General features: G+C 70.0%; 24 protein-coding genes. 7 read left to right on the top strand and 17 right to left on the bottom strand.

What is annotated here, in order from left to right; translation table 11 throughout:
- Positions 1–4: 4 nt before the first annotated feature.
- From ACSG06_RS07300 to ACSG06_RS07315, 4 genes are all read right to left on the bottom strand, one after another.
- Positions 5–478: a cupin domain-containing protein gene (locus ACSG06_RS07300; RefSeq protein WP_440989604.1), complete on the bottom strand. Its 474-nt coding sequence runs from the start codon at positions 476–478 to the stop codon at positions 5–7.
- 71 nt (positions 479–549) lie between these two features.
- The gene (gene nucS, locus ACSG06_RS07305; RefSeq protein WP_440989605.1) at positions 550–1,323 is read right to left on the bottom strand and encodes an endonuclease NucS; all 774 of its coding nucleotides are present in this window, start codon (positions 1,321–1,323) and stop codon (positions 550–552) included.
- A 54-nt stretch (positions 1,324–1,377) separates the two neighbouring features.
- Positions 1,378–1,953 carry a DUF6735 family protein gene (locus ACSG06_RS07310; protein WP_440989606.1) on the bottom strand — a complete coding sequence of 192 codons (576 nt, stop codon included), beginning with the start codon at positions 1,951–1,953 and terminating at the stop codon, positions 1,378–1,380.
- A gap of 117 nt (positions 1,954–2,070) precedes the next feature.
- The gene (locus tag ACSG06_RS07315) at positions 2,071–2,712 is read right to left on the bottom strand and encodes a helix-turn-helix domain-containing protein (RefSeq protein ID WP_440989607.1); all 642 of its coding nucleotides are present in this window, start codon (positions 2,710–2,712) and stop codon (positions 2,071–2,073) included.
- Positions 2,713–2,795: 83 nt separating this feature from the next.
- On the opposite strand from ACSG06_RS07315, the gene hutU reads away from it, so the two are divergent.
- From hutU to hutI, 3 genes are read left to right on the top strand one after another with little or no spacing between them, the layout of a single operon-like run.
- Positions 2,796–4,559, top strand: a complete 1,764-nt coding sequence (gene hutU / locus ACSG06_RS07320; RefSeq protein ID WP_440989608.1) for a urocanate hydratase — start codon at positions 2,796–2,798, stop codon at positions 4,557–4,559.
- Complete coding sequence (gene hutG / locus ACSG06_RS07325) at positions 4,556–5,482, top strand: formimidoylglutamase (protein WP_440989609.1); 927 nt, start codon at positions 4,556–4,558, stop codon at positions 5,480–5,482. Before hutU ends, hutG begins: the two co-directional genes overlap by 4 nt.
- Before the next feature lie 59 nt (positions 5,483–5,541).
- Positions 5,542–6,696 (top strand): imidazolonepropionase, encoded by a 1,155-nt coding sequence (gene hutI, locus ACSG06_RS07330; RefSeq protein WP_440990298.1) that lies wholly within the window; start codon positions 5,542–5,544, stop codon positions 6,694–6,696.
- 379 nt (positions 6,697–7,075) lie between these two features.
- On the opposite strand, the gene ACSG06_RS07335 is transcribed toward hutI, so the two are convergent.
- The gene (locus tag ACSG06_RS07335; protein ID WP_440989610.1) at positions 7,076–8,260 is read right to left on the bottom strand and encodes an MFS transporter; all 1,185 of its coding nucleotides are present in this window, start codon (positions 8,258–8,260) and stop codon (positions 7,076–7,078) included.
- 140 nt (positions 8,261–8,400) lie between these two features.
- On the opposite strand from ACSG06_RS07335, the gene ACSG06_RS07340 reads away from it, so the two are divergent.
- Positions 8,401–8,676: a DUF8152 family protein gene (locus ACSG06_RS07340; RefSeq protein ID WP_440989611.1), complete on the top strand. Its 276-nt coding sequence runs from the start codon at positions 8,401–8,403 to the stop codon at positions 8,674–8,676.
- 30 nt (positions 8,677–8,706) lie between these two features.
- On the opposite strand, the gene ACSG06_RS07345 is transcribed toward ACSG06_RS07340, so the two are convergent.
- Positions 8,707–9,741, bottom strand: coding sequence for a YhjD/YihY/BrkB family envelope integrity protein (locus ACSG06_RS07345; protein ID WP_440989612.1), 1,035 nt, complete (start codon positions 9,739–9,741; stop codon positions 8,707–8,709).
- A gap of 105 nt (positions 9,742–9,846) precedes the next feature.
- On the opposite strand from ACSG06_RS07345, the gene ACSG06_RS07350 reads away from it, so the two are divergent.
- Positions 9,847–10,806 carry a carbohydrate kinase family protein gene (locus ACSG06_RS07350; protein WP_440989613.1) on the top strand — a complete coding sequence of 320 codons (960 nt, stop codon included), beginning with the start codon at positions 9,847–9,849 and terminating at the stop codon, positions 10,804–10,806.
- On the opposite strand, the gene ACSG06_RS07355 is transcribed toward ACSG06_RS07350, so the two are convergent.
- The 10 genes from ACSG06_RS07355 to ACSG06_RS07400 all read right to left on the bottom strand — a co-directional run bounded on the left by ACSG06_RS07355 (position 10,798) and on the right by ACSG06_RS07400 (position 21,320).
- Positions 10,798–11,883 carry a M24 family metallopeptidase gene (locus tag ACSG06_RS07355; protein ID WP_440989614.1) on the bottom strand — a complete coding sequence of 362 codons (1,086 nt, stop codon included), beginning with the start codon at positions 11,881–11,883 and terminating at the stop codon, positions 10,798–10,800. The genes ACSG06_RS07350 and ACSG06_RS07355 overlap by 9 nt on opposite strands.
- Positions 11,880–13,004, bottom strand: a complete 1,125-nt coding sequence (locus ACSG06_RS07360; RefSeq protein ID WP_440989615.1) for a Gfo/Idh/MocA family protein — start codon at positions 13,002–13,004, stop codon at positions 11,880–11,882. The genes ACSG06_RS07355 and ACSG06_RS07360 overlap by 4 nt, the downstream gene beginning before the upstream one ends.
- 2 nt (positions 13,005–13,006) lie before the next feature.
- On the bottom strand, positions 13,007–13,975 hold the full coding sequence (locus ACSG06_RS07365; RefSeq protein ID WP_440989616.1) for a sugar phosphate isomerase/epimerase family protein: 969 nt from the start codon (positions 13,973–13,975) through the stop codon (positions 13,007–13,009).
- Positions 13,976–14,017: 42 nt separating this feature from the next.
- A complete protein-coding gene (locus tag ACSG06_RS07370) occupies positions 14,018–15,103 on the bottom strand; it encodes a Gfo/Idh/MocA family protein (protein WP_440989617.1) in 1,086 nt (361 codons plus the stop codon).
- A 73-nt stretch (positions 15,104–15,176) separates the two neighbouring features.
- Positions 15,177–15,377, bottom strand: a complete 201-nt coding sequence (locus tag ACSG06_RS07375; RefSeq protein WP_440989618.1) for a DUF8005 family protein — start codon at positions 15,375–15,377, stop codon at positions 15,177–15,179.
- Positions 15,378–15,379: 2 nt separating this feature from the next.
- Entirely contained in the window at positions 15,380–16,555 is a 1,176-nt protein-coding gene (locus ACSG06_RS07380; protein WP_440989619.1) for an ABC transporter ATP-binding protein, read from the bottom strand.
- A gap of 2 nt (positions 16,556–16,557) precedes the next feature.
- Entirely contained in the window at positions 16,558–17,505 is a 948-nt protein-coding gene (locus ACSG06_RS07385; RefSeq protein ID WP_440989620.1) for a carbohydrate ABC transporter permease, read from the bottom strand.
- Positions 17,502–18,446, bottom strand: coding sequence for a carbohydrate ABC transporter permease (locus ACSG06_RS07390; protein ID WP_440990299.1), 945 nt, complete (start codon positions 18,444–18,446; stop codon positions 17,502–17,504). Before ACSG06_RS07390 ends, ACSG06_RS07385 begins: the two co-directional genes overlap by 4 nt.
- 93 nt (positions 18,447–18,539) lie before the next feature.
- On the bottom strand, positions 18,540–20,060 hold the full coding sequence (locus tag ACSG06_RS07395; RefSeq protein WP_440989621.1) for a substrate-binding domain-containing protein: 1,521 nt from the start codon (positions 20,058–20,060) through the stop codon (positions 18,540–18,542).
- Positions 20,061–20,240: 180 nt separating this feature from the next.
- Positions 20,241–21,320 (bottom strand): TrmB family transcriptional regulator, encoded by a 1,080-nt coding sequence (locus ACSG06_RS07400; protein WP_440989622.1) that lies wholly within the window; start codon positions 21,318–21,320, stop codon positions 20,241–20,243.
- A 191-nt stretch (positions 21,321–21,511) separates the two neighbouring features.
- On the opposite strand from ACSG06_RS07400, the gene ACSG06_RS07405 reads away from it, so the two are divergent.
- Entirely contained in the window at positions 21,512–22,348 is an 837-nt protein-coding gene (locus ACSG06_RS07405) for a DUF8054 domain-containing protein (RefSeq protein ID WP_440989623.1), read from the top strand.
- A gap of 3 nt (positions 22,349–22,351) precedes the next feature.
- Here ACSG06_RS07405 and ACSG06_RS07410 read toward each other — a convergent pair whose 3' ends face one another.
- Positions 22,352–22,801 (bottom strand): universal stress protein, encoded by a 450-nt coding sequence (locus ACSG06_RS07410; RefSeq protein WP_440989624.1) that lies wholly within the window; start codon positions 22,799–22,801, stop codon positions 22,352–22,354.
- Between the two features lie 225 nt (positions 22,802–23,026).
- Here ACSG06_RS07410 and hutH point away from each other — a divergent pair, with 225 nt between their 5' ends.
- Complete coding sequence (gene hutH / locus ACSG06_RS07415; RefSeq protein WP_440989625.1) at positions 23,027–24,595, top strand: histidine ammonia-lyase; 1,569 nt, start codon at positions 23,027–23,029, stop codon at positions 24,593–24,595.
- The last annotated feature ends 88 nt before the right edge of the window (positions 24,596–24,683 follow it).

Genomic DNA, 24,683 nt, shown 5'->3' on the forward strand with positions numbered 1-24,683 from the left:
CGGCTTAGACCGGGGCGTCGAACTCGTTGCCACACTCCGGACAGCGGAGCCGGTGCTCGCCGCCCTCCTTGTCCATCAGGAACTGCAGCGTCTCTGAGTCACCGCACTCGCGGCACGCCATCGGCACGCGGACGTCCTCGCTCGGCTTCGGCGCCCCGAGCGCGATGACGACCGCCGTTTCGTCGCCGTCGTTCACGCTGGTCTGGAACTCGCCCGGCGCGAACCGGACGGCCTCGTGCGCGCCGACTGCGAACTCGTCGTCGGGCGTCTCGAACGTCACCTCGCCCTCGACCACGTAGAACACCTCCTCCTGGTCGAAGTGGGCGTGCATCCCGCCGGAGAGCGCCTCGCCCGGCTCGATGGCGTAGTAGTTGATGGCGAGGTCCTCCGTGCCGAGGTGCTCGGAGAGCCCGCGACGGTCGAGGTCCGAGCCGTCCATGAACGCCGGTTCGACGTCGTCGATGTCGACTGTCTCCATGCGCCGGAGTCCGGCCGGGAGGGTGAAAAGTCTCCCCGTCGCGGCGAAGGCGTCGGCCCCCGGTCGCGATTTCACTCCGCAGACGGCGGCTCGACGGCCGAGAACTCCAGTCCCCGGTCGGCCAGCATCCGTCGTGCCCGGTCGGTGATCGAGGGTGCGACGAGGACCCCCCGAACCGTCGCGTCGGCGTGGAGGTCCCGCTCCAGCGCGTCGACGTAGCGGGTCAGCTGGCCGACGGCGTCCGGCCCGACGCGCTTGCGCTTGAGCTCGACGACGACGACGTTCCCGTCGGCGTCCTCCCCGAAGATGTCGACCGCGCCGGCGGCCGTCTGGCGTTCGGTGACGAGCGGCTGGAACCCCGGCTCGACCAGGTCGGGCGCGTCGAGGACGTGCTGGCGGAGGTCCTCCTCGGTGCCGGTGAGCGAGAGCGACTCGCCGTCGTCGACGGCGAACGCCGAGACCTGCCGGACCGACTCGAACGTGACGACGAGCTCCTCCTCTGGGTGCTCCCGCGTGCTGACCAGCCGGAGCGTAGCTCCCTCGCCGTCCGCGGCCGTGGCCTCGTCCCCGCGTTCGACGCGCTGCGAGCAGCCCGGTGGCTGCCAGTTCACGGGCTGCTGGCCCTCGTCGGTGTGGACGAGGACCGTCCCGTCGGGCTTCGCGGTGACGTGGCGGTCGCCGGGGCCGAGCGTGCTCGACGCCCGGCCCTCGTAGTCGACCGCACATCGCCCGAAGACGGTGAGCAGATCGCCACGCTCCAGTGCGTCCGCCATCGCCGCGGCCGCCTCGGGGAGCGTCGGCTCGACGGCGGTCCTGACCCCGGTTCCGGTTCGCTGGCGTGACACTGCCCACACGTCGGCGCCGGCGGTACAAAAGCCGCACGCGTCGGGGCGGCCGTGTCAGGGTGGCAACAGCACGGTCCGTCCCTCTGCGGCCCACTCCCGCATCCGCGTCAGGAGGTGCTCGCGGGCGGTCGGCTCGTCCACGGTCCCGCACTCATGGAGCACGCGCACCGTGTCGGCGACGCCGCGGAACCACGCCGAGACGCGGGCGGCGTCGGTGACGGGGTCCCGGCCACGCCGGAGCGAGACGAGCCCGCCGTCGCCCACGGGCTCGGCGTCGTCCAGCGCCCGGGCGAACCAGCAGGGCTGGAGCGCGCAGACGTCGCCGGTGCGGGAGACGACGAACGCGGCCTCGTACTCCAGAAAGTCGAACCGCTCGGGGAGTACGTCGAGCGATTCGATGACACCGCGGGAGACGGGGTCGACCGGTGCGTCGTGGTCGTCGGGAACCTCGGGCCGTTCGCCGGCGACGACGGCCTCGTGCGCTGCCGTCTCCCACTCGGCCCCGTCTCCGAACGGACTCTCCGGGCCGAGGTCGTCGAGGAGGGAGAACCCCAGCGCGCCCCACTGCGAGTGGTGCAGCGAGTACGTCCCGTCGGCGCGACCGTAGGCTACGAGCGCGCGGTGGCCCATGTGCCTCCAGTCCGGCGTGTGTTCGTCGTTCCGAGCGTCGTGGGGTGGCTGCGCGTTCGTCGCATCGCCCACTCTGGCCCCGGCTTCGTTGATAAACGGTAGGTCGGGGTGGGTCAGCTACCGCAGCCGCGGCGCGAGCGCACCCAACAGCTTGTTCTCCGCCCGGCGCAGGTGCTCCTCGGCGGTGCGCCGGTCCACGCCGAGCGCCTCTCCGAGGTCCGCGGTCGTCGCCTCGCGGGGGATCTCGTAGTAGCCGGCATCGAACGCGGTGACGAGCGCCTCGCGCTGGCGGGGACTGAGGTCCGGGAGGACGGCGTCGAGGTCCACGAGCGGCGAGCGCCGGGACGGCCGCGCACGGTCGTGCTTCGCCTCGACGGTCACGTCGTGGTCGGCCGCGATGTCGCGGTAGAAGCCGGTGAGGTTCGCGGGGTCGAGCGCGAGCACGCGGACGACCTTCGCGCCGCGCTCGTACCGTATCGGTGGGGCGAGCAGGCAGTCGTTCGCGGCGACGTACGGCTCGATGGTGTCGTCGTGCTCGCGCAGGCAGTCGGCGGTGACCAGCAGCAGTTCGTCGTCGTGGGCCACGGCGTCCGAGACGCCGACGGCGGCCTCGACGTGCTCGCGCACGCCCTCGGCCGGCCCGCGCACGTGGAGCAGGTCGCGGTGGTCGTTGCACCAGAGCTCGACGGTGGCGTCCGTCCCGGCCGTCGCGGCGGCGTAAGGGCTGTCGTCGGCGACCCGGGCGGTGACCTCGTGCATGGACACCGATTCGCACTGCATATTTAAAAACACCTCCCATAGCGTGGCATTCTCCCTTCGGGCTGGCGGCCGTCTCCATGGGTATGCAACAGCAGGACGAGAGCAAGGACGGCGGGCACGACGTGGGAGAGCCGTCCGCGCAGTGGCGGGAGTACCAGGGCGCACCGACCGGCACCGACATCGAGTGCGAGGGCTGGCGCCAGGAGGCCGCGCTGCGGATGCTGAACAACAACCTCGACCCGGAGGTCGCCGAGAAGCCCGAGGAGCTGGTGGTCTACGGCGGGACCGGCCGCGCGGCCCGGAGCTGGGACGCCTACGACGCCATCCTCGACGAGCTCCGGGCGCTCGCGGACGACGAGACGCTGCTCGTGCAGTCGGGCAAGCCCGTCGGCGTGTTCCGGACGCGCGAGGAGTCGCCGCGGGTGCTCATCGCGAACTCGAACATCGTCGGGCGCTGGGACAGCTGGGAGCACTTCCACGAGCTGGAGGCGAAGGGGCTCATCATGTACGGCCAGATGACCGCGGGCTCGTGGGCGTACATCGGCACGCAGGGCATCATCCAGGGCACCTACGAGACGCTGGCCGAACTCGCGAAGCAGCACTACCCCGAGAACGACGGCCTGCGCGGGAAGACCGTCGTCACGGCCGGGCTCGGCGGGATGGGCGGCGCACAGCCCCTCGCGGTGACGATGAACCACGGGGTCTGCATCGCCGCCGAGGTCGACGAGGCGCGCATCGACCGCCGCATCGAGACGGGCTACTGCATGGCGAAGACGGACGACCTCGACGAGGCCATCGAGCGCGCCGAGGCGGCCGCCGAAGCGGGGGAACCGTTCTCCATCGGCGTGCACATGAACGCCGCGGACATGTTCGATGGACTCCTGGAACGCGGCTGGGTCCCCGACGTGGTGACCGACCAGACCAGCGCACACGACGAGCTGGAGGGCTACTACCCGTCGGGCTACACCGTGGACGAGGCCGACGAGCTCCGCGACCGAGACCCCGAACGGTACGTCGAGGAGAGCATGGACACGATGGAGCGCCACGTCGACGGCATCCTCCGGATGCAGGACGAGGGGGCCATCGCGTTCGAGTACGGGAACAACATCCGCGGGCAGGTGCAGGACCACCGCGGTCGGGAGGACGCGTTCGACTTCCCCGGCTTCGTCCCCGCCTACATCCGGCCGCTGTTCTGCCGCGGCAAGGGGCCGTTCCGGTGGGCGGCGCTCTCCGGCGACCCCGCGGACATCCACCGCACCGACGAGGCCATCCTCGAGCTGTTCCCCGAGAAGGACCACCTCCGGCGCTGGATCGAGCTCGCACAGGAGCAGGTCCACTTCCAGGGGCTCCCGAGCCGGGTCTGCTGGCTGGGGTACCAGGCGGGAGACGACGAGGACGGCCTCACCGAGCGCGCCCGCTTCGCCCTCCGGATCAACGAGCTCGTCGCCGACGGCGAGATACAGGCTCCGGTCGTCGTCACCCGCGACCACCTCGACGCGGGCTCGGTCGCCAGCCCGAACCGCGAGACGGAGGCGATGCGCGACGGCTCCGACGCGGTTGCAGACTGGCCCATCCTGAACGCGCTGCTGAACACTGCCGCCGGTGCGGACATCGTGAGCGTCCACGACGGCGGCGGCGTCGGCATCGGCAACTCGCTGCACACGAACAACCACGTCGTCCTCGACGGCAGCGAGCAGGCCGCGGAGACCGCAGAGCGCGTGTTCACCACCGACCCCGGCATGGGCGTCATCCGGCACGCCGACGCGGGCTACGAGGAGGCGCTGGCGGAGGCCCGCGAGTCGAACGTGCGGGTGCCGATGCGCGACCGCGAGGACGCCGACGAATGACGGCCTTCACAGCCCCACCCGACTGGGCCGGCACCTCGTCGGACCCGAACGACGAGCAGTTCGGCCACGTCGTCGAGGCGACCACCCTGTCCTCGGCGGGTGAGTTCGACGCCGTCCTCGTCGGTGAGCCGTACGACGGCGCAGTTATCGGCCGTAAGGGCGCTGCCGACGGTCCCGCCGCCATCCGCGAGTCACTGGCGGGCGTCAAGAGCCACCACTTCGACGCCGGCCCCGTCACGGGAATCGGCGACCTCGGCGACGTGGCGGTCCCCGCCGCGGGCGGGGTCGAGGCCGTGCAGGACGCCGTCGCGGAGACGACGGCCACAGTTCACGACGCCGATGCCCTGCCCGTGTTCCTCGGTGGCGACAACTCCCTGACCGTCGCGAACGTCCGGACGCTGCTAGATTCTGGCTCCGTCGGCGTCGTGAACTTCGACGCGCACCTCGACTGCCGCGCGGTCCCCGACGACGGCCCCACCAGCGGCACGCCGTACCGCCAGCTGTTCGATGCGGGCCTTGACGCCTACGCACCTGTCGGGGTCCGCCACTTCGAGACCTCGACGGCCTACCACGATTACCTGCGCGAGCAGGGCGGCGAGGTCGTGACCGCGGAGGAAGTCGGGGAAGATGCGGTCGCCGCTGCGGACCGAGCACTCGACGGCCTCGGCGACGTGGAGCACGTGTACGTGTCCGTGGACATCGACGTGCTCGACGCGACGGCGGCACCGGGCGCGAGCGCGCCGACCCCGGGTGGCCTGACGACTCGGGAGCTGTACCGGGCCCTCAGACTCGTCGCCAGCGACGACCGCGTGGCTGGCTTCGAGCTCGTCGAGACCGCGCCGTCGCTGGACGCCGACGACGGCCGGACCGTCGACGCGGCGGCCCGCGCCGTCGCCCACTTCCTCACGGGGTGGTCGGCGTGACCGACCTCGTCGTCTACGACATCGGGGAGCTGGCGGTCGGCCCCGGGACGGACGAACCGATGGAGACGATCCACAACGCGGCCGTCGCGGTCGACGACGGCCTGGTCGTCGCGGTCGGCGACACCGACGACGTGACCGACGCGCACCCGCCTTCGGCGGCCGACGAGACCTACGACGCCGCCGGGCAGGCCGTCCTCCCCGGGTTCGTCGACCCGCACACCCACGCGCTGTTCGCGGGCGACCGCTCCGACGAGTTCGAGGCCAAGCTCCGGGGGAAGAGCTACCAGGAGCTCCTCGCCGAGGGCGGCGGCATCCTCCGGACGGTGGAGGCGGTCAGAAAGGCCGACGAGGACACCCTGCTCGCGAATCTGCTGTCTCACCTCGACGTGATGCTCGAACACGGCACCACGACGGTCGAGGTGAAGTCGGGCTACGGGCTCGACACCGACACCGAGCTCCGGATGCTCCGGGTCATCGGTCGCGCCGACGAGCAGCATCCGGTCGACGTGGTGCCGACGTTCATGGGCGCCCACGCCGTCCCGCAGGGGATGGACACCGACGACTACGTCGACGAGGTGTGCGACGAGCAGCTCCCGGCGGTCGCAGAACAGGGCATCGCCCAGTTCTGCGACGTGTTCTGCGAGGAGGGCGTCTTCTCGGTCGACCAGTCCCGGCGCGTCCTCGAGGCCGGGATGGAGCACGGGCTCACGCCGAAGGTCCACGCCGAGGAGCTAGCCCACATCGGCGGGACGCAGCTCGCCGCCGAACTCGGCGCGACCAGCGCGGACCACCTGCTCCACTCGACCGCCGAGGACGTCGACGCGCTCGTCGACGCCGGCGTCGTGCCCGTCCTCCTCCCCGGCACCGCCTTCGGCCTCGGTGCGGCGTACGCCGACGCCGGGATGATGCGCGACCGCGACGCGCCCGTCGCCATCGCGACCGACTTCAACCCGAACTGCCACAGCCACAGCATGGGCTTCGCGCAGTCGCTGGCCTGCGTCGGCATGGGCATGACCCCCGCCGAGGCGCTGCTGGCGAGCACCCGGAACGCGGCCGCGGCCCTGGACCTGCCGGCCCGGCACGGGACGCTCCGCGAGGGCGCGCCCGGTGATCTCGTGGTGCTGGACGCCCCTTCGTTCCGGCACGTCCCGTACCAGTACGGCGTGAACCTGGTGGAGACGGTCTGGAAGGGCGGCGTTCGGGTGTCGGGCTGAAGAATCTCTTCCATTCGACCTGAAGGACTGCTGGGACGGCTCAGGCGAGTTGTGATGTGGTTGTCAACGACTCGAAAGCCCCCGGTGTCCCGGCTCCCGCGGCTCGCTGCGCGCTTCACTCCGTTCCAGTGCTTGCTTCACCGGGGTTCGCCGAGACGCCGGCCCCTTTCAGTGCCACCCACAGCAACCACACCGCACCTCATGCCTCCCCAACCTCTTGCGGTGCTCGCTCCGCTGCGCTCCTCATCCCTCGCACGAGTGCGGCTCGCGGCCTCACTCCGTTCGGCACGCTCGCCAGCCGCGCGCCGCCCGGGTGTTCGGCTGTCGATCCGGACCGGAAGTTGACAATAATTGTGGACTCCTGGCCGGATTCTCGAACTCACAGCCCCAGCCGCAACGTCCGGTTCGCGAGCAGCGTCACGAGCCCGACGGCCATCACGACCGCGAGCAGCGAGAACGCGGTCAGCCACGTCGTGAGGTCGGAGACGCCCCCGACGACGACGCTGCCGGTCGCGCCGAGCAGCATGTAGGCGGTGCGGACGAGCCCGAAGCCGACGCCCCGCTCCTCGGCCCCGAGGAGGTCGATGAACCGGGACTGGATGGGTGCACCCCAGGACATCGACAGCCCGACGAGCACCGAGGCGACGGCGAACATCGGGAGCCCGGCACCGCGGCTCGCGCCGACGACGAGCAGCGAGTAGCCGACGATGCCGGCGCTCATGGTCAGCATCGCCGTGGCGTCCCGGCCGAACCGGTCGGAGAGCGAGCCGGTCAGCGGCTGGGTCGCGCCGTGGACGAGGAAGTACAGCGAGAACAGCAGGCTCGCCTGGGTCGTCGTGAGCCCGCCGGCCTCGTCGAGGAACGACGGGAGGAACGAGGCCGTCGCCTGCCAGGTGAACGCGCCGAGGAAGGCGAGCAGCGTCGTGTACGCGATGGCCGGCCGCGACAGCAGCTCGGCAAGCGGCTCGAACGCGAACCGTTCGCGCATCGGCTGGTCGGGGCGGGTCGGCTCGGTCGGGCGGACCTGCGTCGCGAACAGGACGAAGACCGGCACCGCGGTGAGCACGCCGAGCGCGATGGCCCAGCGCCAGCCGAACTGGGCGCCGACCAGTGCGGCGACCGGCGGGACGACGAGCCCCGCCATCGGGCCGCCGGCGACGTGGACGCCGATGGCCCGGCCGACGTCGTCGAACTGCTTCGCGAGGAACGTCGTCGCGACGGAGTAGTGCAGCCCCGCGCCCGCCCCGAGGAGGACCGCGCCAAGGATGAAGACGGGCACGGAGGGCGAGATCGCGAGCAGGGCGGCGGTGACGCCGGTCGAGCCGACGGCTGCGAGGATGACCCGGCGCTCGCCGTAGCGGTCGCCGAGCACCCCCGAGGGGAACTGCGTGAGGGCGTACGCCGCCCACATGCCGGAGAGCGCGAGCCCGAGCACGCCGTAGCTGACGCCGAAGTCGTCGACGACGAGCGGGAGCACCGGGCTGATGGCCAGTCGGGCGACCATCGTCGCGGCGAACGCCAGCGTGCAGGCGACGAGTGCGGTGTGTGCGTACCGCCAGTTCACGGGCAGGGTAGCGTGCGGTCGGGAAAGCCGGTTGCGGAAGCGGTCGCGGTCGCCGGTGAACACGGTCCGTGTCAGCGGGGTGCGTGGCCATCGTGGACGACGGCGGTGCGTTCAACCGCCCCCGGCGCCTACGGTGAGCCATGAGCGACGACGCACTCGCCGACCTCGCCGCCGCGCTCCGCGAGACCGAGTCGTACCCCGTCGACCGCGTGGCCAACCGCTGGCTCGGGGAGGCCGAGGCCGTCGCGGCGGACCTCGCCGCGTCGGACCTGCCCGACGCCGTGGTCCACGAGCGGCTGGGCCACGTCGAGCACCTGCTCTCGAACGTGGACGGGACGGGCTCCGAGGAGGCCGACGCGCTGGTCGAGCGCGCGAGATCGCTTACTGCGGCGGCCATCGAGCAGTACGAGGAGTGACGGGCGCGTCGGGGTGCGCGCCCTCGGTGGTCAGTCGTCGGGCCACCAGCGCAGCTCGAGACCGACGGAGCCGCCGACACCGAACAGCCCGTCCTCCTCCTCGACGACGGCCGACTCCGGTGCCTCGACCGCGACGGTCTCCCCGTCGACGGTCACCGTGAGCGTCGCGTCCTCGCCTTCGAGGCTGGTCGCGAGCCGTTCGAGGTCAGCCACCAGTTCGTCCCGGCTGGCGCGGGTGACCCGGCCGGTCCGGTCGCGTTCGACGCCGCCGAACACCGGCTCGATGTCCACGTCGCGCGAGCGGTTCGAGAGCACGGCGTTGACCGCCGCGCCGACCAGCACGAGCAGCCCGACGACGTAGAGCCACGTGAGCAGCACGAGGATGCTCGCGACCAGGTTCGCACCGCTCCCGCCCGACTTGAACGCCGTGAACACCACCTGTGCGACGGTGATGCCGACCGCCGCGAACGCGGTTCCGGGCACGACCTCGACGAGCGAGACGTCCGAGTCGGGGAAGACGTAGTACATCGGGTAAAGCACGATGAACAGCCCGGCGGCGGTCGCCAGCGCGCGTAGCAGCGTGGCCAGCGCACCGTCGCCGCGCACCGTGACGAGGCTGCCGACCGCGCTCGCGAGCAGGATGGCGAGCGCGACGGTGACGAGCAGGAGCAGTCCGTCGCCGAGCTGGTCGGCGAACGTGTTCTCGTGCTCGGTCTCGTAGATGTCCGAGAACGCGGTGTCGAGCCCGCGGAAGATGCGCAGCGTCCCCCAGACGAGGAAGGCGACCCCGAGGAGGGAGACGGAGGCGTCCGCGTCCGCGAGCCCCTGCTGGATGAGGTCGCTCGACTGCTCGGTCAGCACGGCCTGCATCACGGAGACCACGGAGTCCTCCAGCGCGACGTTCTGCAGCTGCTGGACGACGGTGAGGACGAGCAGGAGCAGCGGCAGGATGGAGATGAACGCGTGGTAGGCGATGGAGCCGGCCATGAACGTCAGCTTCTCGGCCCTGATCTCGTGGACCACGGCCGTACCGATCTCCCGGGCCCGACGGCGACTGACTCGCATGCCGGTAGGGAGGTGTGCCGGGGAGATATAGCTGGGGCCCGACCGCCGGACGCGAACGCTGCCACGAGAGGAGCGCTTAGGTGGCCCGGCCGAGAAGCCGATGCCATGACCGACCACCGCGTGCTCGTCGCGGGGGAGACGCTCGTCGACTTCCTCCCCGAGCGCCCCGGCCCGCTGTCCGAGGTGGGGTCGTTCGACCGCCGTCCCGGTGGCGCGCCAGCGAACGTCGCCGTCGGACTCGGCCGTCTCGGGCACACTCCGCTGTTCTGGACACGCGTCGGCGCCGACCCGTTCGGACGCTTCCTCGCGGGGGTGCTCGCCGACGAAGGCATCCCCGGACGGTTCGTCGAGCGCGACCCCGACGCGCAGACCACCCTCGCGTTCGTCACCCACGACGAATCGGGCGACCGGGCGTTCACCTTCTACCGCGAGGGGACCGCCGACACCCGGTTCGAACCGGGGACGGTCCCCGAAGCGACCCTCACTGGCGTCGAGCGCGTCGTCTGCGGCGGCGTCCCGCTCGCCGCGGGCCGGTCGCGGGACGCGACGCTGGACCTGCTCGCCCGTGCGAGCGACGCCGGAGCCGAGACGTGGTTCGACCCCAACTACCGGGCCGAACTCTGGCCGGACGACGATTTCGCAGCTGTTGCCGGCGACGCGCTCGCCGACGTGGACGTGCTGAAGGCGACCCAGGAGGAGCTCCGCGAACTCGGTATCACCGGCGAGACGCCGCGAGCACTCGCCGAAGCAGCGGTCGAGCGGGGCCCCCACACGGTGCTCGTCACCCGCGGCGGCGAGGGCGCGCTCGCCCACGCGACCGCAGACGCGCCGTGGGGGCCGGCGACGGCCGAGCATCCGGGCTACGACGTCGACGTGGTGGACACGACGGGCGCGGGCGACGCGTTCTTCGCCGGCGCCATCGCCCGGGTGACGGCGGGCGATGCATCTCTCGAACGTATTCTCTCGTACGCGAACGCGGTGGCGGCCATGGCGACCACCGCCAGTGGGGCGATGGCCGCCCTCCCGTCACACGATACTGTGGTGGCAGTACAGGACTCAGCGTAACGGGTCCGGCCGTGACAGGCAGACCTCGTGGCCGACTGCGTCGTGGTCTCGCGTCGGCCAGTCATCGGTCCGGGTCAGTACCTCGAACCCGCCCTCGGTGACGAGGACGGTGTCCTCGCTCTTGGCACCCCGGACGGTCGGGTTCCAGGCGTACCCCTGCGGGAGGTGGACGAGGGCCTCGCTCTCCGGCGTGGCGATCCACTCCCGACCGGCGAAGCCGGCGGCGCCGCCCTGATGGTGGTTGCGCCACTCGTCGGGGTAGCCGACGGTCTCGTAGGCGTCGACGACGGCGTCGAACACGTCTGCCGCCGTGCCGCCGTCGCGCCCGACCGCCCGCGTCGCCGCGAGTGCCGTCGTCTCGACGCGGGCGGCGGCCGCGTGCCGCTCGGCGAGCCAGTCCGGCTCGTCGAACGCGACGGTGCGGGTGCAGCTCGCGGCGAGGCCGCCCCGTGTCGCGGTGACGGAGACGAGCGCGTATCCGTCGAGGCTGGCGTCCGTCGGCGTGTAGTGCCGGTACGCCTGCGCACGGCGCTCGCCGCCGACGAGGACGACCGGCGCGTCGATGCCGCGGGCGGTCAGCTCGGCGCGGAGCCGCGCCGCGACGGCGCGCTCGGTGTCGGCCCGTGTGCAGCCCCGACAGACCGTCTCGACGGCCGCCGCCACGTCCTGCCCGAGTTCGCGGTACTGCTCCACGTCCCCGGCAGTCAGCGGTTGCCGAAGCGGCGAGGCGTCGAGTCCGTCGAAGCCCGGCACGTCGAAGTCCGCGGCTGCGGGGGTCTGGGCGCGGTCGGCGACGGCGGACGCGAGGTCGCCGGCGTGCCACGGGAACGCCTCGACCGGCACGTCACCGACCTCCTCGTCGGAGAGCCGGCTCGCCTCGATGTCGTTCGTGAGCACGCGCAGACCGGTGCCGTCGTAGCCGACCGCCGCGACGCCGGTGTCGCCCGCGCGGTCGACGACGTTGTCGCCCCCGGTCAGCCAGGCGAAGCTGTTCGGTCGGGCGAACCAGACCGATTCGAGGTCGCGCTCCTCGAGGAGGGCGTCCAGCCGTGCCAGCTTCGTTCCGGAGACCGTCATCCGTCGAGGCTCACCCAGCTACCGGTCTCGTCGCTCTCGGCGATGGCGTCGAGGACGCGCTGGACGGCCATCGCGTCCTCGAAGTCGGGTTCGTAGGGCTCCCCCGAGGCGACCGCCGAGAGGAACTCGTCGTTCTCGTGGACGAAGGTGTGCTCCCAGCCGACGACGTGGCCCGGTGGCCACCAGTGGTCGACGTAGGGGTCGTCCTCGTCGGTCACGAGAATCGTCTCGTAACCGCGGTCGCCTTCTCGACAGAGTTCGAGTTCGTTCAGCCGCTCCAGCGAGAAGCGCAGGCTGCCCTTCGAGCCGTGGACGGCGACGTGGTGGTCGTTCTTGTGCGCGGTGGCGAAGCGCGAGGCCTCGAAGGTGCCCATCGCCCCGTTGGCGAACTCGGCCTGGGCGCTGTAGGCGTCGTCGACCGTGACCGGCCTCGACTCGCCCGTCTCGGGGTCCGGTCGCTCGTCGACGAACGTCTCGAGGTGGCCGCTGACGCGCTCGATGCCCCCCGTCTGGTCGCCGACGAGGAAGTTCGCGAGGTCGACCGTGTGCGCGCCGAGGTCGCCCAGCGCCCCCGAACCCGCGAGCTCGGCGTCGTTGCGCCAGCTCCAGGGTGCGTCGGGGTCGACCAGCCAGTCCTGCAGGTACCGGCCGCGGAACTGGTGGATCTCGCCGAGCTCGCCGGCCTCGACGAGGTTCCGCGCGTACTGGAGCGCGGGCACGAACCGGTAGTTGAACGCACAGCCGGCCGTGGCGTCGCTGTCGGCGGCGGCCTGCACCATCCGTTCCGCGCCCTCGGTCGTCGGTGCGAGTGGCTTCTCGCAGAGGACGTGTGTCCCCGCTTCGAGCGCAGCGACCGACGGCTCGACGTGCAGGAAGTTCGGGCCGAGGTTGTAGAACACGTCGACGTCGTCGACCACGTCGCGCCAGTCGGTCGCGTAGCGGGCGAACCCGAGTCGCTCGGTCGCTTCGGCGAGGGCGTTCTCGTCACGACCGACGAGCACGTCGCGTTCGACCGCCGGGGCCTCGGGGAAGAACATCGGCAGCCGGGCGAGCGCGTTCGCGTGGGCCTTCCCCATGAACCGGTAGCCCAGAAACCCGACGGAGAGGGGTTCGTCCGTCATGGTCACTCCGCCCAGTAGGCGTCGCCGGGTTCGGTCGCGAAGACGGCACGCGAGAGCACGTCGACGGCCTTCTCGAGGCCCTCGCGCGAGCTCGTCAGCGCGTCCTCGTGCTCGATGCTGAGTGCGCCCTCGTAGCCGACCATCCGGAGCGTCGAGACGACGTCCTTCCAGTGCTCCTCGCCGTGGCCGTAGCCGATGGAGCGGAACAGCCACGAGCGCTCGGCGGTGTCGGCGTAGTCCGTCGTGTCGAGCACGCCCTTCACGTCCGCGTGGTGGTCGTATATCCGGGTGTCCTTGGCGTGGACGTGGTGGATGGCGTCGTGCTCGCCGAGGTACCGGATGGCCTCGCACACGTCGATGTCCTGCCAGTAGAGGTGCGACGGGTCGAAGTTCGCGCCGATGCGCTCGCCCGTCTCCTCGCGCAGTCGAACCATGCCGGTCGGCTCGTAGACGAGCATGTTCGGGTGCATCTCGATGGCCACGTCGACCCCGTGTTCGTCGGCGAATGCGGCGATATCCGACCAGTAGTCGACGGCGAGCTCCCACTGGTAGTCCAGCGCCTCGGCGTGCTCGGTGGGCCACGGCGCAGTGATCCAGTTCGGCACCGCGCCCTCGGGGCTGCCCGACGGGAGCCCGGAGAAACAGGTCACCGCGTCGACGTCGAGCTGGCCCGCAAGCTCGATGGCCTCGCGGAGCTCCCGGTCGTCGCGGTCGGCCCGCTCGGGGTCCGGGTGGAGCGGATTGTTGTGGGTCGCGAGCGCGCTGACCGCGAGGTCGTGCTGGTCCAGGGTCTCCCGGAACGCCGCCTGTGCGGCCTCGTCGTCGAGCAGTTCGCCCCTGTCGAGGTGGTCGTCGCCGGGGTAGCCGCCGCAGCCGATCTCGACCGCGTCGACGCCGATGCCGGCGAGGTAGTCGAGCGCGTCGTCGAGCGATTCGTCACCGAGTGGAACCGTGAGTACGCCGATGTGCATGGGTCGTATTTGGGAGGTTTCGTGGAGTGTCTTGGGTTCGTGTCACCGGTCGCGCAGCGAGACCGCCTGCCCGCTCGCGGCGGACTCGTAGATGGCGTCGAGCACCCGCTGGACCGTCAGCGCCTGCTCGACCGTGTTGGTGGCCGGTTCCGCACCGGCCACGACGGTCTCGAGGAACACCCGCTGTTCGGTCCGATGTGCGGGCTCGCGTCTCGTCGTGACGGTCGTATCGGCGAAGTGCGGTGCGCCGGCGTCGTCGACCTCGTAGATGGTCAGCGACTCGTCCTCGCGGTCGAGGTCGGCACCGGCGTCGGTGCCGCGGACCCGGTAGCTGTTCTCGGTGGGACGGTTCGACGCCCACGCGGTGTCCAGCACGACGGTCTGGCCGTCGACGGTCCGGATCATCGCGTTCGCGGAGTCGTCGACCGTGAACTCGCCGTCGCCGTCCTCGCCCCACATCTCGAGGTACGTGTAGCCCTCGTCGGACCCGAACGTCGACCGGGTGACCCCGGAGACCTCGGCGATCTCGGGGAACTCCATGAAATGCAGGGCGAGGTCGATGGCGTGGGCGCCGATGTCGAGCAGTGCGCCGCCGCCGGCGATCGACTCGTCGGTGAACCAGGAGCCGCGGCCGGGGATGCCTCGCCGCCGGACGTACGTCGCGTCGACGTGGGTCACCTCGCCGAACCGCCCCCGGTCGATGTGCTCCTTGAGGACCTGTGCCTCCGCCGCGAAGCGGTTGTGGAAGCCGACCATGCAGACAGCGTCGGTCTGGCGAGCCGCTGCCGCGATGCGTTCGGCGCTCTCGAGCGAGTGCGCGAGCGGTTTCTCGACGAGCACGTCGAGGCCCGCGTCGAGGGCGCCGACGACGTACTCCTCGTGGTACCGGTTCGGCGTGGTGACGATGACCGCGTCCGCACGCTCGTAGAGCACCGTCGCGTCGTCGACCGTCTCGACGCCGTACTCGCGCTCGAATCCGCGCCGGGCCTCCGACGAGATGTCCATCCCGCCGACGAGCTCGACCGCTGTGTTCCCTGCACTGGCGATGGCCTCGAGGTGGTCCGCGTGGATGCCACCGATGCCGCCGAGGCCGATGATTCCGACTCGAACTGTTCCGTCCGTTTTCATTGTTAGCTGATATGTATCCGTCGCAGATGCTGTCTCCGCACCGCACGTGGCGTGCCCGTCGTCGGGAACGCGCTCAGTAGAGCTGGCGCTCTCGTTCCTCGCGCTGTTCTGCCTCCGCCTGCTGTTCCTTCCGTTCCTGCCGCGCCGCGGCGAGCTGTCGAAGCGCCGGGACGTACGTCCGTCGGAGGTCCCGGACGAACGAGACGATGCCGTAGACCCAGAAGAAGAACAGCAGCGTCCCGCCACCGTAGTAGACGAGTGCGACCTCGTTCATACTCAGTCACCTCTCGCCTCCTCTGGGTCGGGTGTGCTCGCGGTCGGTGCCGCCGTCAGCCCGTGGACCAGCGCCTCCTCGCTTTCGGTGTCGAAGAGGTGGACCCGCGAGCGGTCGAGGAGGACTGAGACGTCGGTGTCCTCGGTCACGTCGGCGTCGGGGTCCACGCTCATGAGGAGCCGGTCGTCGGCGTCTGGGTCGTCCATCGTCTCGTCGGTCTCGCCGAAGCGCAGGTGGACGAAGATCTCGTCGCCCATCGGCTCCAGCACGTCCGTCCGCATCGGGACCGGCGCGGAGGGGTCCGTGACCCCTGCCGCGTTCGACTCCCGGTAGACGTCCTCCGGTCGGACGCCCAGCGTGACGGACTGACCGGGCGTCAGCCCGTAGTCCGCCGGGTCGAACGAGAGGCCGAAGCGGCGCGACTCGAAGCCGCCCGCGGTGACCTCGCCCTCGACGAAGTTCATCGACGGCGAGCCGATGAAGCCCGCGACGAACAGGTTCGCCGGCTCGTTGTAGCACGTCAACGGGGGTGCGATCTGCTGGAGCTGGCCGTCGTTGATGACCGCGATGCGGTCGGACATCGTCATCGCCTCCGCCTGGTCGTGCGTGACGTAGATGATGGTCGTATCAAGCTGCTTGTGCAGCCGCTGGAGCTCGGTCCGCATGTGGACCCGGAGCTTCGCGTCCAGGTTCGCGAGCGGCTCGTCCATGAGGAACACGTCCGGGTTCCGGACGATGGCCCGGGCGATGGCGACGCGCTGTCGCTGCCCGCCGGAGAGCTCGTCGGGCTGTCGCTTCAGCATCCCCTCCAGCTGGACGACCTCCGCGGCGTGCTCGACGCGCTCGCGTATCTCGTCGCTGTCGAACTTGCGGAGGCGGAGTCCGAAGCTGATGTTCTCGTACACGTCCATGTGCGGGAACAGTGCGATGTTCTGGAACACCATCGCGATGCCCCGGTCCTTCGGCGGGAGGTTCGTCACCTCCCGGTCGCCGATGTGTATCTGTCCGCTCGTCACGGTGGTCAGCCCCGCGATGGTCTCCATCGTCGTGGACTTGCCACACCCCGACGGCCCGACGAGCGTGACGAACTCGCCGTCCCGGATGTCGAGGTTCATGTGGTCGACCGCCGTGACGTCGCTGTACTGCTTGACAACGTCGGTGAGTGTTACGCCTGCCATGGTTACTCCTTGAGTGCACCGCTCGTGAGACCGCTCACGATCTTCTCCTGTGCGATGACGACGAGGATGGTCACCGGGAGCACCGCGACGATGCTCGCGGCGGCCATCGCGTTGTACGTCGTCTCGAACTGTCCCGCCCGCTGGAACTGGAGGATGCCGCCCACGATGGGCGCCCAGTTCTCCGCGCGTCCGTCCGTCATCAGGAACGAGAAGAAGAACTCGTTGTAGACGGCGATGAACGTCAGCACGCCCGCGGTCGCCACGCCGGGTGCCGACAGCGGCACGATGACCCGGAACAGCGCGCCGAGTCGCGTCGTCCCCTCGATCCTGGCGGCGTCCTCCAACCCGTCCGGAATCTGGGCGTAGAACGTCGTCAGGATGAAGATGGACAGCGGCATGAACAGCGCGCTGAACGGCAGCAGCATCGAGCCCGGCGTGTTGTAGAGGCTGGGGCTGCTGACGCCGAAGATGCTGACGTTCCCGTTGAACAGGTCCCACAGCGGCAGGAAGAAGGCCGCCGGCGGGAAGTACGAGATGGCGAGCACGAGCAGCATCAGCGGGCCGCGGCCGCGGAACTCGAGGCGTCCGAAGACGTAGCCCGCGAGGCTCGCGAGCAGCAGCACGATGGCCGTCGTCGTCAGCGCGAGGAAGATGCTGTTGAACATGTACCGCAGGAACGGCACCTGCTCGAAGATGGTGATGAACACCTCCGGGTTGAAGCCGGCCGGTGCAAGCCCCGCCTCCGAGATGCGGTCGCCCGGCGTCAGCGCCAGGACGAGCAGCCAGTAGAACGGGAACAGCGTCGTCACGACGAAGAAGAACGTGACCACGTACAGCATCGCCCGGTACACCTGCTGTGGGTTCTGGATGGAGTTGTCGACCCACTGCTGGAACGGGCCGCGCTTGAGCTCCCTGTCCGGGCCGTCGAACGGGTTGTCGTCGGTACTCATACCATCTCACTCCGTGCGTACCCGACGATGTAGACGCTCACGCCGAGTGCGATGATGCCGGCCGTGACGACCGCGACCGCGGCCGACGTGCCGAGCAGGTTGTTGTTGAACGTGGTGACGACGAGACACGACAGCGACGGCACCGTCGTACAGCCAGAGGAGCCGATGGTCGACTCGATGACGCCGAACACCCGCATCGACTGGATGGTCCGGAACAGCATCGCGATGAGGACGGTCGGCATGATGAGCGGCAGCGTGATGTACCGGAAGCGCTGCCAGGGCGACGCTCCCGAGACGCGTGCCACGTCGTACAGGTTGCGGTCGATGCTCTGCAGGCCCGCCAGGATGAGCAGGGCCATGAACGCCGAGGTCTTCCAGATGTCGGCGACGATGACGATCATCGTCGCGTCCACCGAGCTCGCAAGCGGCGTGAGCGAGAAGACGCCGATCTCCTGCAGGAACGTCGGATTCTGCTGGGTACCGACGACCAGCCCGATGTTCGGGTTGAACAGCAGGTAGAAGATCATCCCCTGGACGACGATGGGCACCGCCCACGGGATGATGATCGCGACGCGGACCCAGCGCCGGCCAGGGAACTCCTTGTCGAGCACGAGCGCCTGTCCGAAGCCGATGATGGTCTCGAACGTCACCGAGACGATGGTGAAGATGAGCGTCACCGTCAGCGCGCTGCCGAACAGCTCGCTCGTCGACAGGCTCTCCGGCAGGAACGGCGACGGCATCAGCGCGTCCTTCTCCCCGGTGAACAGGGCCACGTAGTTCTCGATGCCGACGAAATCGCCGATGCGGGCCGCCCCGAGGTTGTCCGCGAACAGCGACATCTGGATGGTCGACAGGAGCGGCCAGAACGCGATGACCCCGAGCAGGAGGAACGCCGGCGTCAGCAGCAGGTAGGCGAACTGTGCCTCGCTGAGGTTCTCCAGCCAGGTCGTAACGGTCGAGGACGTACCGGAGCGTGTGCTCTCGGTGTCGCCCCCGGGTCGTGTAGGTGATTCCGTTGCCATGGCTGGTCGGCGTTACACCGAGTTCTCGATCTGTTCGAGCGCGGCCGCGAGGTCGGACATCGCCTGGTCCGGTGCCTTGTTCTGCTGGAGCGAGCCGTTGACCTCGGAGTAGATCTGCTGGGACTCCTGGTTCCAGACCTGCGTGACCGGCCGCGGTACCGCGTTCTCGCCGGCGATGCGGAGCTGGGTCGTGTAGCGCCCGATGACGTCGAGGTTGCGTGCGGCCTCGCCGTCGATGAGTTCGGGGACGGGCGGTGCCCACCCGCCGATCTCGAAGCGGTCGAGCTGGCTCTGCTCGTTCATGATGGCCCGGAGCACCTGCACCGCGGCTTGCTTCTTCGCGTCCGAGGCGTTCGGGTTGATGGCGAGGTGCCAGCCGCCGAGTGCGGCCGCGGGGCCGCCGGTGCCCTCGTACTGAGCCTCCTCGGGCGTAACACCGTACGGAATCGGCATGACGCCGAGGTCCTCGCCGAAGTTCTCCTCGGAGCCGTTCATGACGATGGAGTACGGCCAGTTGCGGTGCATCACGACGTCCCCGCCGGTGAACGGCTCGCGCGAGGGTTCCTCCGTGTACTGGATGACTGCCTCGGGCGAGATGTCGCCGGTGATGCCCTCCAGCGCGTGCGGGTCGCTCTCGCCGTGGACGAACGTCCGCATCAGCCGGATGGCGTCGACGACGGGCTGCTCCTCGACGGTGATGGGCCGGTCGCCGACGGGGCCGAACAGGTTCTCGTGTTCGCCGAAGTACGCGCCGCCCATGCTGGTCATGAACTCGTTGAACGCACAGCACGAGAGGCCCTCGTAGGCGCTCCCCTGGAAGGTGAAGCCCTCCATCCCGTTCTGCTCCGCCACGTCGGCGGTGATCTCGGAGAACCGCTGCCAGCTCATCGATTCCTCGGCCCAGTTCTCGCCCTCGGGATCGTAGCCGGCGTCCTCGACGAGGTCCTTGCGGTACTGCATCGTCGGGAAGTCCGCGAACAGCGGCACGGCGTACAGGTCGCCGTTGTACGTCGCCGTGGAGACGCTGGCCTGGAAGTAGTCGTTCCGGACGGTCTCCACCATCTCCGAGGGGAGCGCGTCGCTCAGGTTGAGCAGTTGCCCGCGTACCATGAACGGGATGGCCCACCCGTTGTCGACCATCAGGATCGTCGGCTCCGACTGGCCCGCGTTGAGGATGTTGTTGTACTGGTTCCGGCGGTCCCCGGTGGTGAACGAGCCGCTGATTATCTCCAGCTGGATGTTGTCCGGCATCCCGGCGTTCTCGAGCGACGACTGGATCTCCGACTGCGCGCCGGCGAAGTTGTCGTCGGCCGCCCACTGGATGGTGATGTCCTCCTCGGGAGCCTCCGTGTTGATGGGCGTGTCCGTCCGGCCGCCCCCGTCACCGCCGCCGCCGTCGCCGTCGCCACCACCTCCCGTGAGGCAGCCGGCGAGCGACGCGCCGACGCCCGCTGCGCCGGTGGTCTTGACGAAGACCCGCCGTGATACTCTACGTCCCGATTCCCGTGTCCCCTGCGAATCATTCACAGGCATACTCCTAATAGTGGGGGTTTATAATTTATAATTAGCGAGTGTACAACACCTGTTGTAGTAAGCAAAGCAATACTACTTCGTTCCGTAATCGTGTCCCGATACACGCCTGGAAACACTGCAGTGAAGGAATATGACAGGGTCTAGCACATCGGGGCGGCCACCTCGGCGGAGAATGGTTGGTCAGCCGTCAACTCTCAGCACGGTCACTCGCATGCCCTCGATGTCCTCGAGCATCGCGCCCTCGCCGCCCACGGTGAACAGTCCCTCGCCCGTGTCGACCGTGATTGACGCCCGGCCGGCGAGCTGGGCGAGCGGGGTCCGATGCCCACCGCCCTCCGAGTTGCCCTCGTAGAACGTGTCCGCGACGACGCCTTCGAGTTCGACGGGTTCGCCGTCGTCGATGGCCTTCCCCTCGACGCGGACCTCGATTGTCTGGCCGTCCATCAACAGCGGCTCGACGTCACGGATGAACTGGCGGATATCGATGTACTCGATGGGTGGGCTCTCGTTCCGCGCGGAGTACAGCTCGTCGCAGATCTCCCAGAGACAGCCGACGTAGTACCAGTGGAAGACGTACTCGTGGAGCCGGTCGTCGACGAGGACGCCGTACTCGTTCAGCGTGTACTCGTGCGGCGCGAAGCAGGCCTTCTGGCGATCCACCAGCGCGACGAACGGTGACGGAATCGGGCGGTGACGCGCCTCGGTCGCCGCCGCCGCCAGCCGACTCTGGTCCGGGATCTCCTCCTCGCCGTCGACGTCGGTGTAGATGCAGAGCTGCACGTAGACGCCACGGTCGAGCGCGTCGACCAGTGCGTCCTCCAGCTGTTCGAACTGCTCCGGGCTGGCCGAGAGCTGGATCTGGTTCTCCGCGTCCTCGATGAACAGCCGGGCCCGGTCGACGACCGTCTGGAAGCGCTTGACGATGCTCGCCGAGTGCCGGTCCAGTTCGGGCTGCTCCCACCGGTCCTCGATCTCGTCGGCGGCCGCCTCGAACCGGTCGGCACGTGCCGTCAGGTCCTCCAGCACGTCCGCCGGGCTGTGCGCACGCACGCGGAGGTTCTCCCGCTCGTACGTCTCGACGTAGCCGCGGTCCTCCAGCGACCGGACCACGTCGTAGATGCGGGGGTCGGGCACGTCGCAGGCCGCCACGAGTTCGCGCGCCGAGGCGGTCCCCAGGTCCAGCAGCGCGACGTAGGCGTCGGCCTGATACGGCGACAGCCCGGCCTCCTCGAGCACGTCGCGCAGTGCGTCCGATTCCATACGGTAGGTGCGAGCAGTGCGCGTAAAGACCTTTGCGGGGGACGACCGCTCCGGGCTCCCAACACTCGGGGGGTGCGCCGGAGCCGCGGTCAGCCAGGCGCGTGCCACCCCGATGGTTCGGCCCCCTCGCCGCCAGCGACGCAGCCTCCGACGACGACAGGTTTAGGCCCGCGCGCCAGCCAGTACCGGGCATGACCACACTCGACGGCATCAGACGGCCGGAGTACACTGGCGAGCGGCGGTGCTGGCCCTGCACGGTCGTCAACGTCGTCATCGTCGTCGCCGCCGGGGCCGCCCTCTACGTCGCCGGCTACCCGCTCGTCGCGGGGGTCGTCGCGGTGCTGGGGCTCCTGGGCATCTGGGCGCGCGGGTACGTCGTGCCGTACACGCCGCGGTTCGCGCCGCGGCTCGCGGCCGCGCTCGGGCTCGGCGACACGTTCGGGCACGGCGACACGTTCGGGCACGGCGACGGGCCGCCACAGGAACTCGGCGGTTCGCTGGGCGGCGACGCCGACCCCGACGCCGTCGTCGACACGCTTCTCCGGGCCGACGTGCTCGCCGAGGACGAGGCCGGCCTCTACATGACCGACGAGTTCCGCACGCGCTGGCGTGACGCGATGGAACCCCTCCAGGAGGCGACGCTGGACGAGCTCGCCGAGGCAGTCATGGGCGTCAGGATGGACGCCGACGTGCGTGCAGAACGGAACGAGCGCGGCGAGTACGTCGTGGTCGCGAGCCACGACGGCAACCGGCTCCACGACGCCTGGCTCACGCGACCGGTCGTCATCGCGGAGGTCGCGGGCGTCAACGCGCTGGCGGGGTCGGGCCTGACCCGGGAGGCACAGCTGGTGGCGGTGGAGCCACTGCGGTCGTTCCTGGAGGCGTGTCCGGACTGTGGCGGCCCGGTCGAGGAGACGACGACCGTGGACTGCTGTGGCGGCCCGGCCGGGACGGCCGCCGAACCGGACCACGTCCTCGCATGTACCGACTGCGACAGCCGCCTGTTCACGTTCCCGACGGAGGACTGAGAGTCAGGCCGCGCGGACGAACGTGACCGGACATGGCGCGTTGAGCATGACCGACTGGGCCGTGGAGCCGAACACGGCCTTCCCGGTGGGCGAACGGCTCCGGCCACCGACGACGACGAGGTCAGCGTCCTCCTCGCCGGCTATCTCGACGACACGGTCGCCGTAGTCGCCGACGCCACCCCTGACGACCACGTCGATGCCGGCCTCGTCGAGCGTCGATCGGACGTCCCGCACCGTCGAGTACCGCTCCGCCACGTCGTCCGCCGTCACCTCGGCGTTCATTGCGATGTCGAGCTTCTCGCGGACGTCCGCGTACTCGTCCTCGCCGAAGACGTGTGCGAGCACGACCGTCGCCCCCGCCGGTCCGGCGATGTCCGCGACTGTCTCCGTCAGTGCCTCCTTCCGTTGCTTGTCGCCGCTGCCGAGCGCGAGCAGCACGGTTTCGAGTGCCATTTGCCCGGCATACGTCGCCGCCCGACATAAAATCGTGTGGTGATTTACTCGAATCCGTATGAAGATTTATCGCCCCTCGCAGCGCGTGCTGTCGACGGCCACCGACGTGGGCCACTTGAATGACCCTCCTATCGGTGGGGTAGCTCCCTTCGGGCTGGCGGTCGTTGGCCAGGGTATGAACGAGGACCGAGGGCGCGACACGCGAGACGCGACGGGTGAGCCAGCGTGACGGTCACGCTCGACGGCGAGACGCTGACGCCGGCCGACGTGGTGGCCGTGGTCCGCGACGACGAGCCCGTCGCGGTCGCCGAGGACGCCCGCGAACGGGTGCGCATCGCACGAGAGCGCGTCGAGGACGTGCTCGAATCGGGCGAGGCGGTGTACGGCCTCAACACGGGCTTCGGCGAGCTCGTCAACGAGCGCATCCCGCCTGAGCGCGTCGCCGACCTCCAGACGAACCTGCTCCGGAGCCACGCCGCCGGCTCCGGGCGCGAGTGCACGACGGAGGAGGTCCGAGCGATGCTCGTCACGCGGATCAACGCGCTGGTCAAGGGTAACTCCGGGGTCCGCGAGACGGTCGTAGACCACCTGGTCACGCTGCTGAACGAGGGTGTCCACCCGGTCGTCCGTTCGCGCGGGAGCCTCGGCGCGAGCGGCGACCTCGCGCCGCTGGCGCACATGGCACTGGTCCTGCTCGGCGAGGGCGAGGCGGACCACGACGGCGAACGCCTGTCCGGCGATGAGGCACTCGCCGCGGTCGGACTCGAACCGCTCTCGCTCGAGGCCAAAGAGGGACTCGCGCTCATCAACGGCACCCAGCTCACGGTCGGGAAGGCGGCGCTCGCCGTCGTCGACGCCGAGCGCGTCGTCCGTGCGGCGGACGTGGCCGGCGCACTGACGACGGAGGTGACGATGGGCACGACTGCGAGCAGCGCCCCCGTCATCCAGGAGGTCCGCCCGCACGACGGCCAGGCGGCGAGCGCCCGGAACGTCCGGCGGTGCTGTGCGGATTCGGAGATCGTCGAGTCCCACCGGAACTGCGACCGGGTGCAGGACGCGTACAGCATCCGCTGTCTCCCGCAGGTTCACGGGGCCGTCCGCGACGCCGTCTCCCACCTCCGCGACGCCGTCGAGGTCGAACTGAACAGCGCGACCGACAACCCGCTGGTGTTCGACGCCGACGCGACCCACGCCCGTGCCTCGGGGACCGAGCGGGCCGCGGTGCTCTCGGGCGGGAACTTCCACGGCGCGCCGCTGGCCCACCGGCTCGACTACCTGACCCCCGCCATGACCGACCTCGCGGCCATCTGCGAGCGCCGCGTCGACCGCATGGTGAACCCGAACCTGCAGGAACCACACCTCCCACCGTTCCTCACGGTCGAGAGCGGGCTCCGGTCGGGCTACATGATCGCCCAGTACACCGCGGCCTCGCTGGTCAACGAGTGTCGGTCGCTCGGCCGCGCCGCGACCGACAACACGCCGGTCTCGGGCGGACAGGAGGACCACGTGAGCATGTCGGCGCAGGCGGCGCACCACGCCCGGACCGCCGTCGACAACGCGACCGCCGTCGCCGCCGTCGAGCTCCTCTGTGGTGCACAGGCCATGGAGTTCGTCGACGACGACCTCGCGCCCGGTGCCGGGACGGCGGCCGCCTACGACGCGGTCCGGGAGCTGGTCGACCCGCTCGATGCGGACCGCGAGCTGGCCCCGGAGATGGACCGGGTCGCTGCGCTGGTCAGTTCGGGGATGCTGGACGAGGCCGTCTCCGGGTCACTGTCGACATCGCTGGAGTAGCGGCACGGGTGGACGCGGCCGGTGCTGTCGGCGGCCCCACCGGGACACCAGAGGGGGAATGGGGGAGTTCCGATGGTGGGATGCCCCG

Origin of the sequence: Haloarchaeobius baliensis (assembly GCF_052060055.1) — an archaeon.
GTDB classification, from domain to species: domain Archaea; phylum Halobacteriota; class Halobacteria; order Halobacteriales; family Natrialbaceae; genus Haloarchaeobius; species Haloarchaeobius baliensis.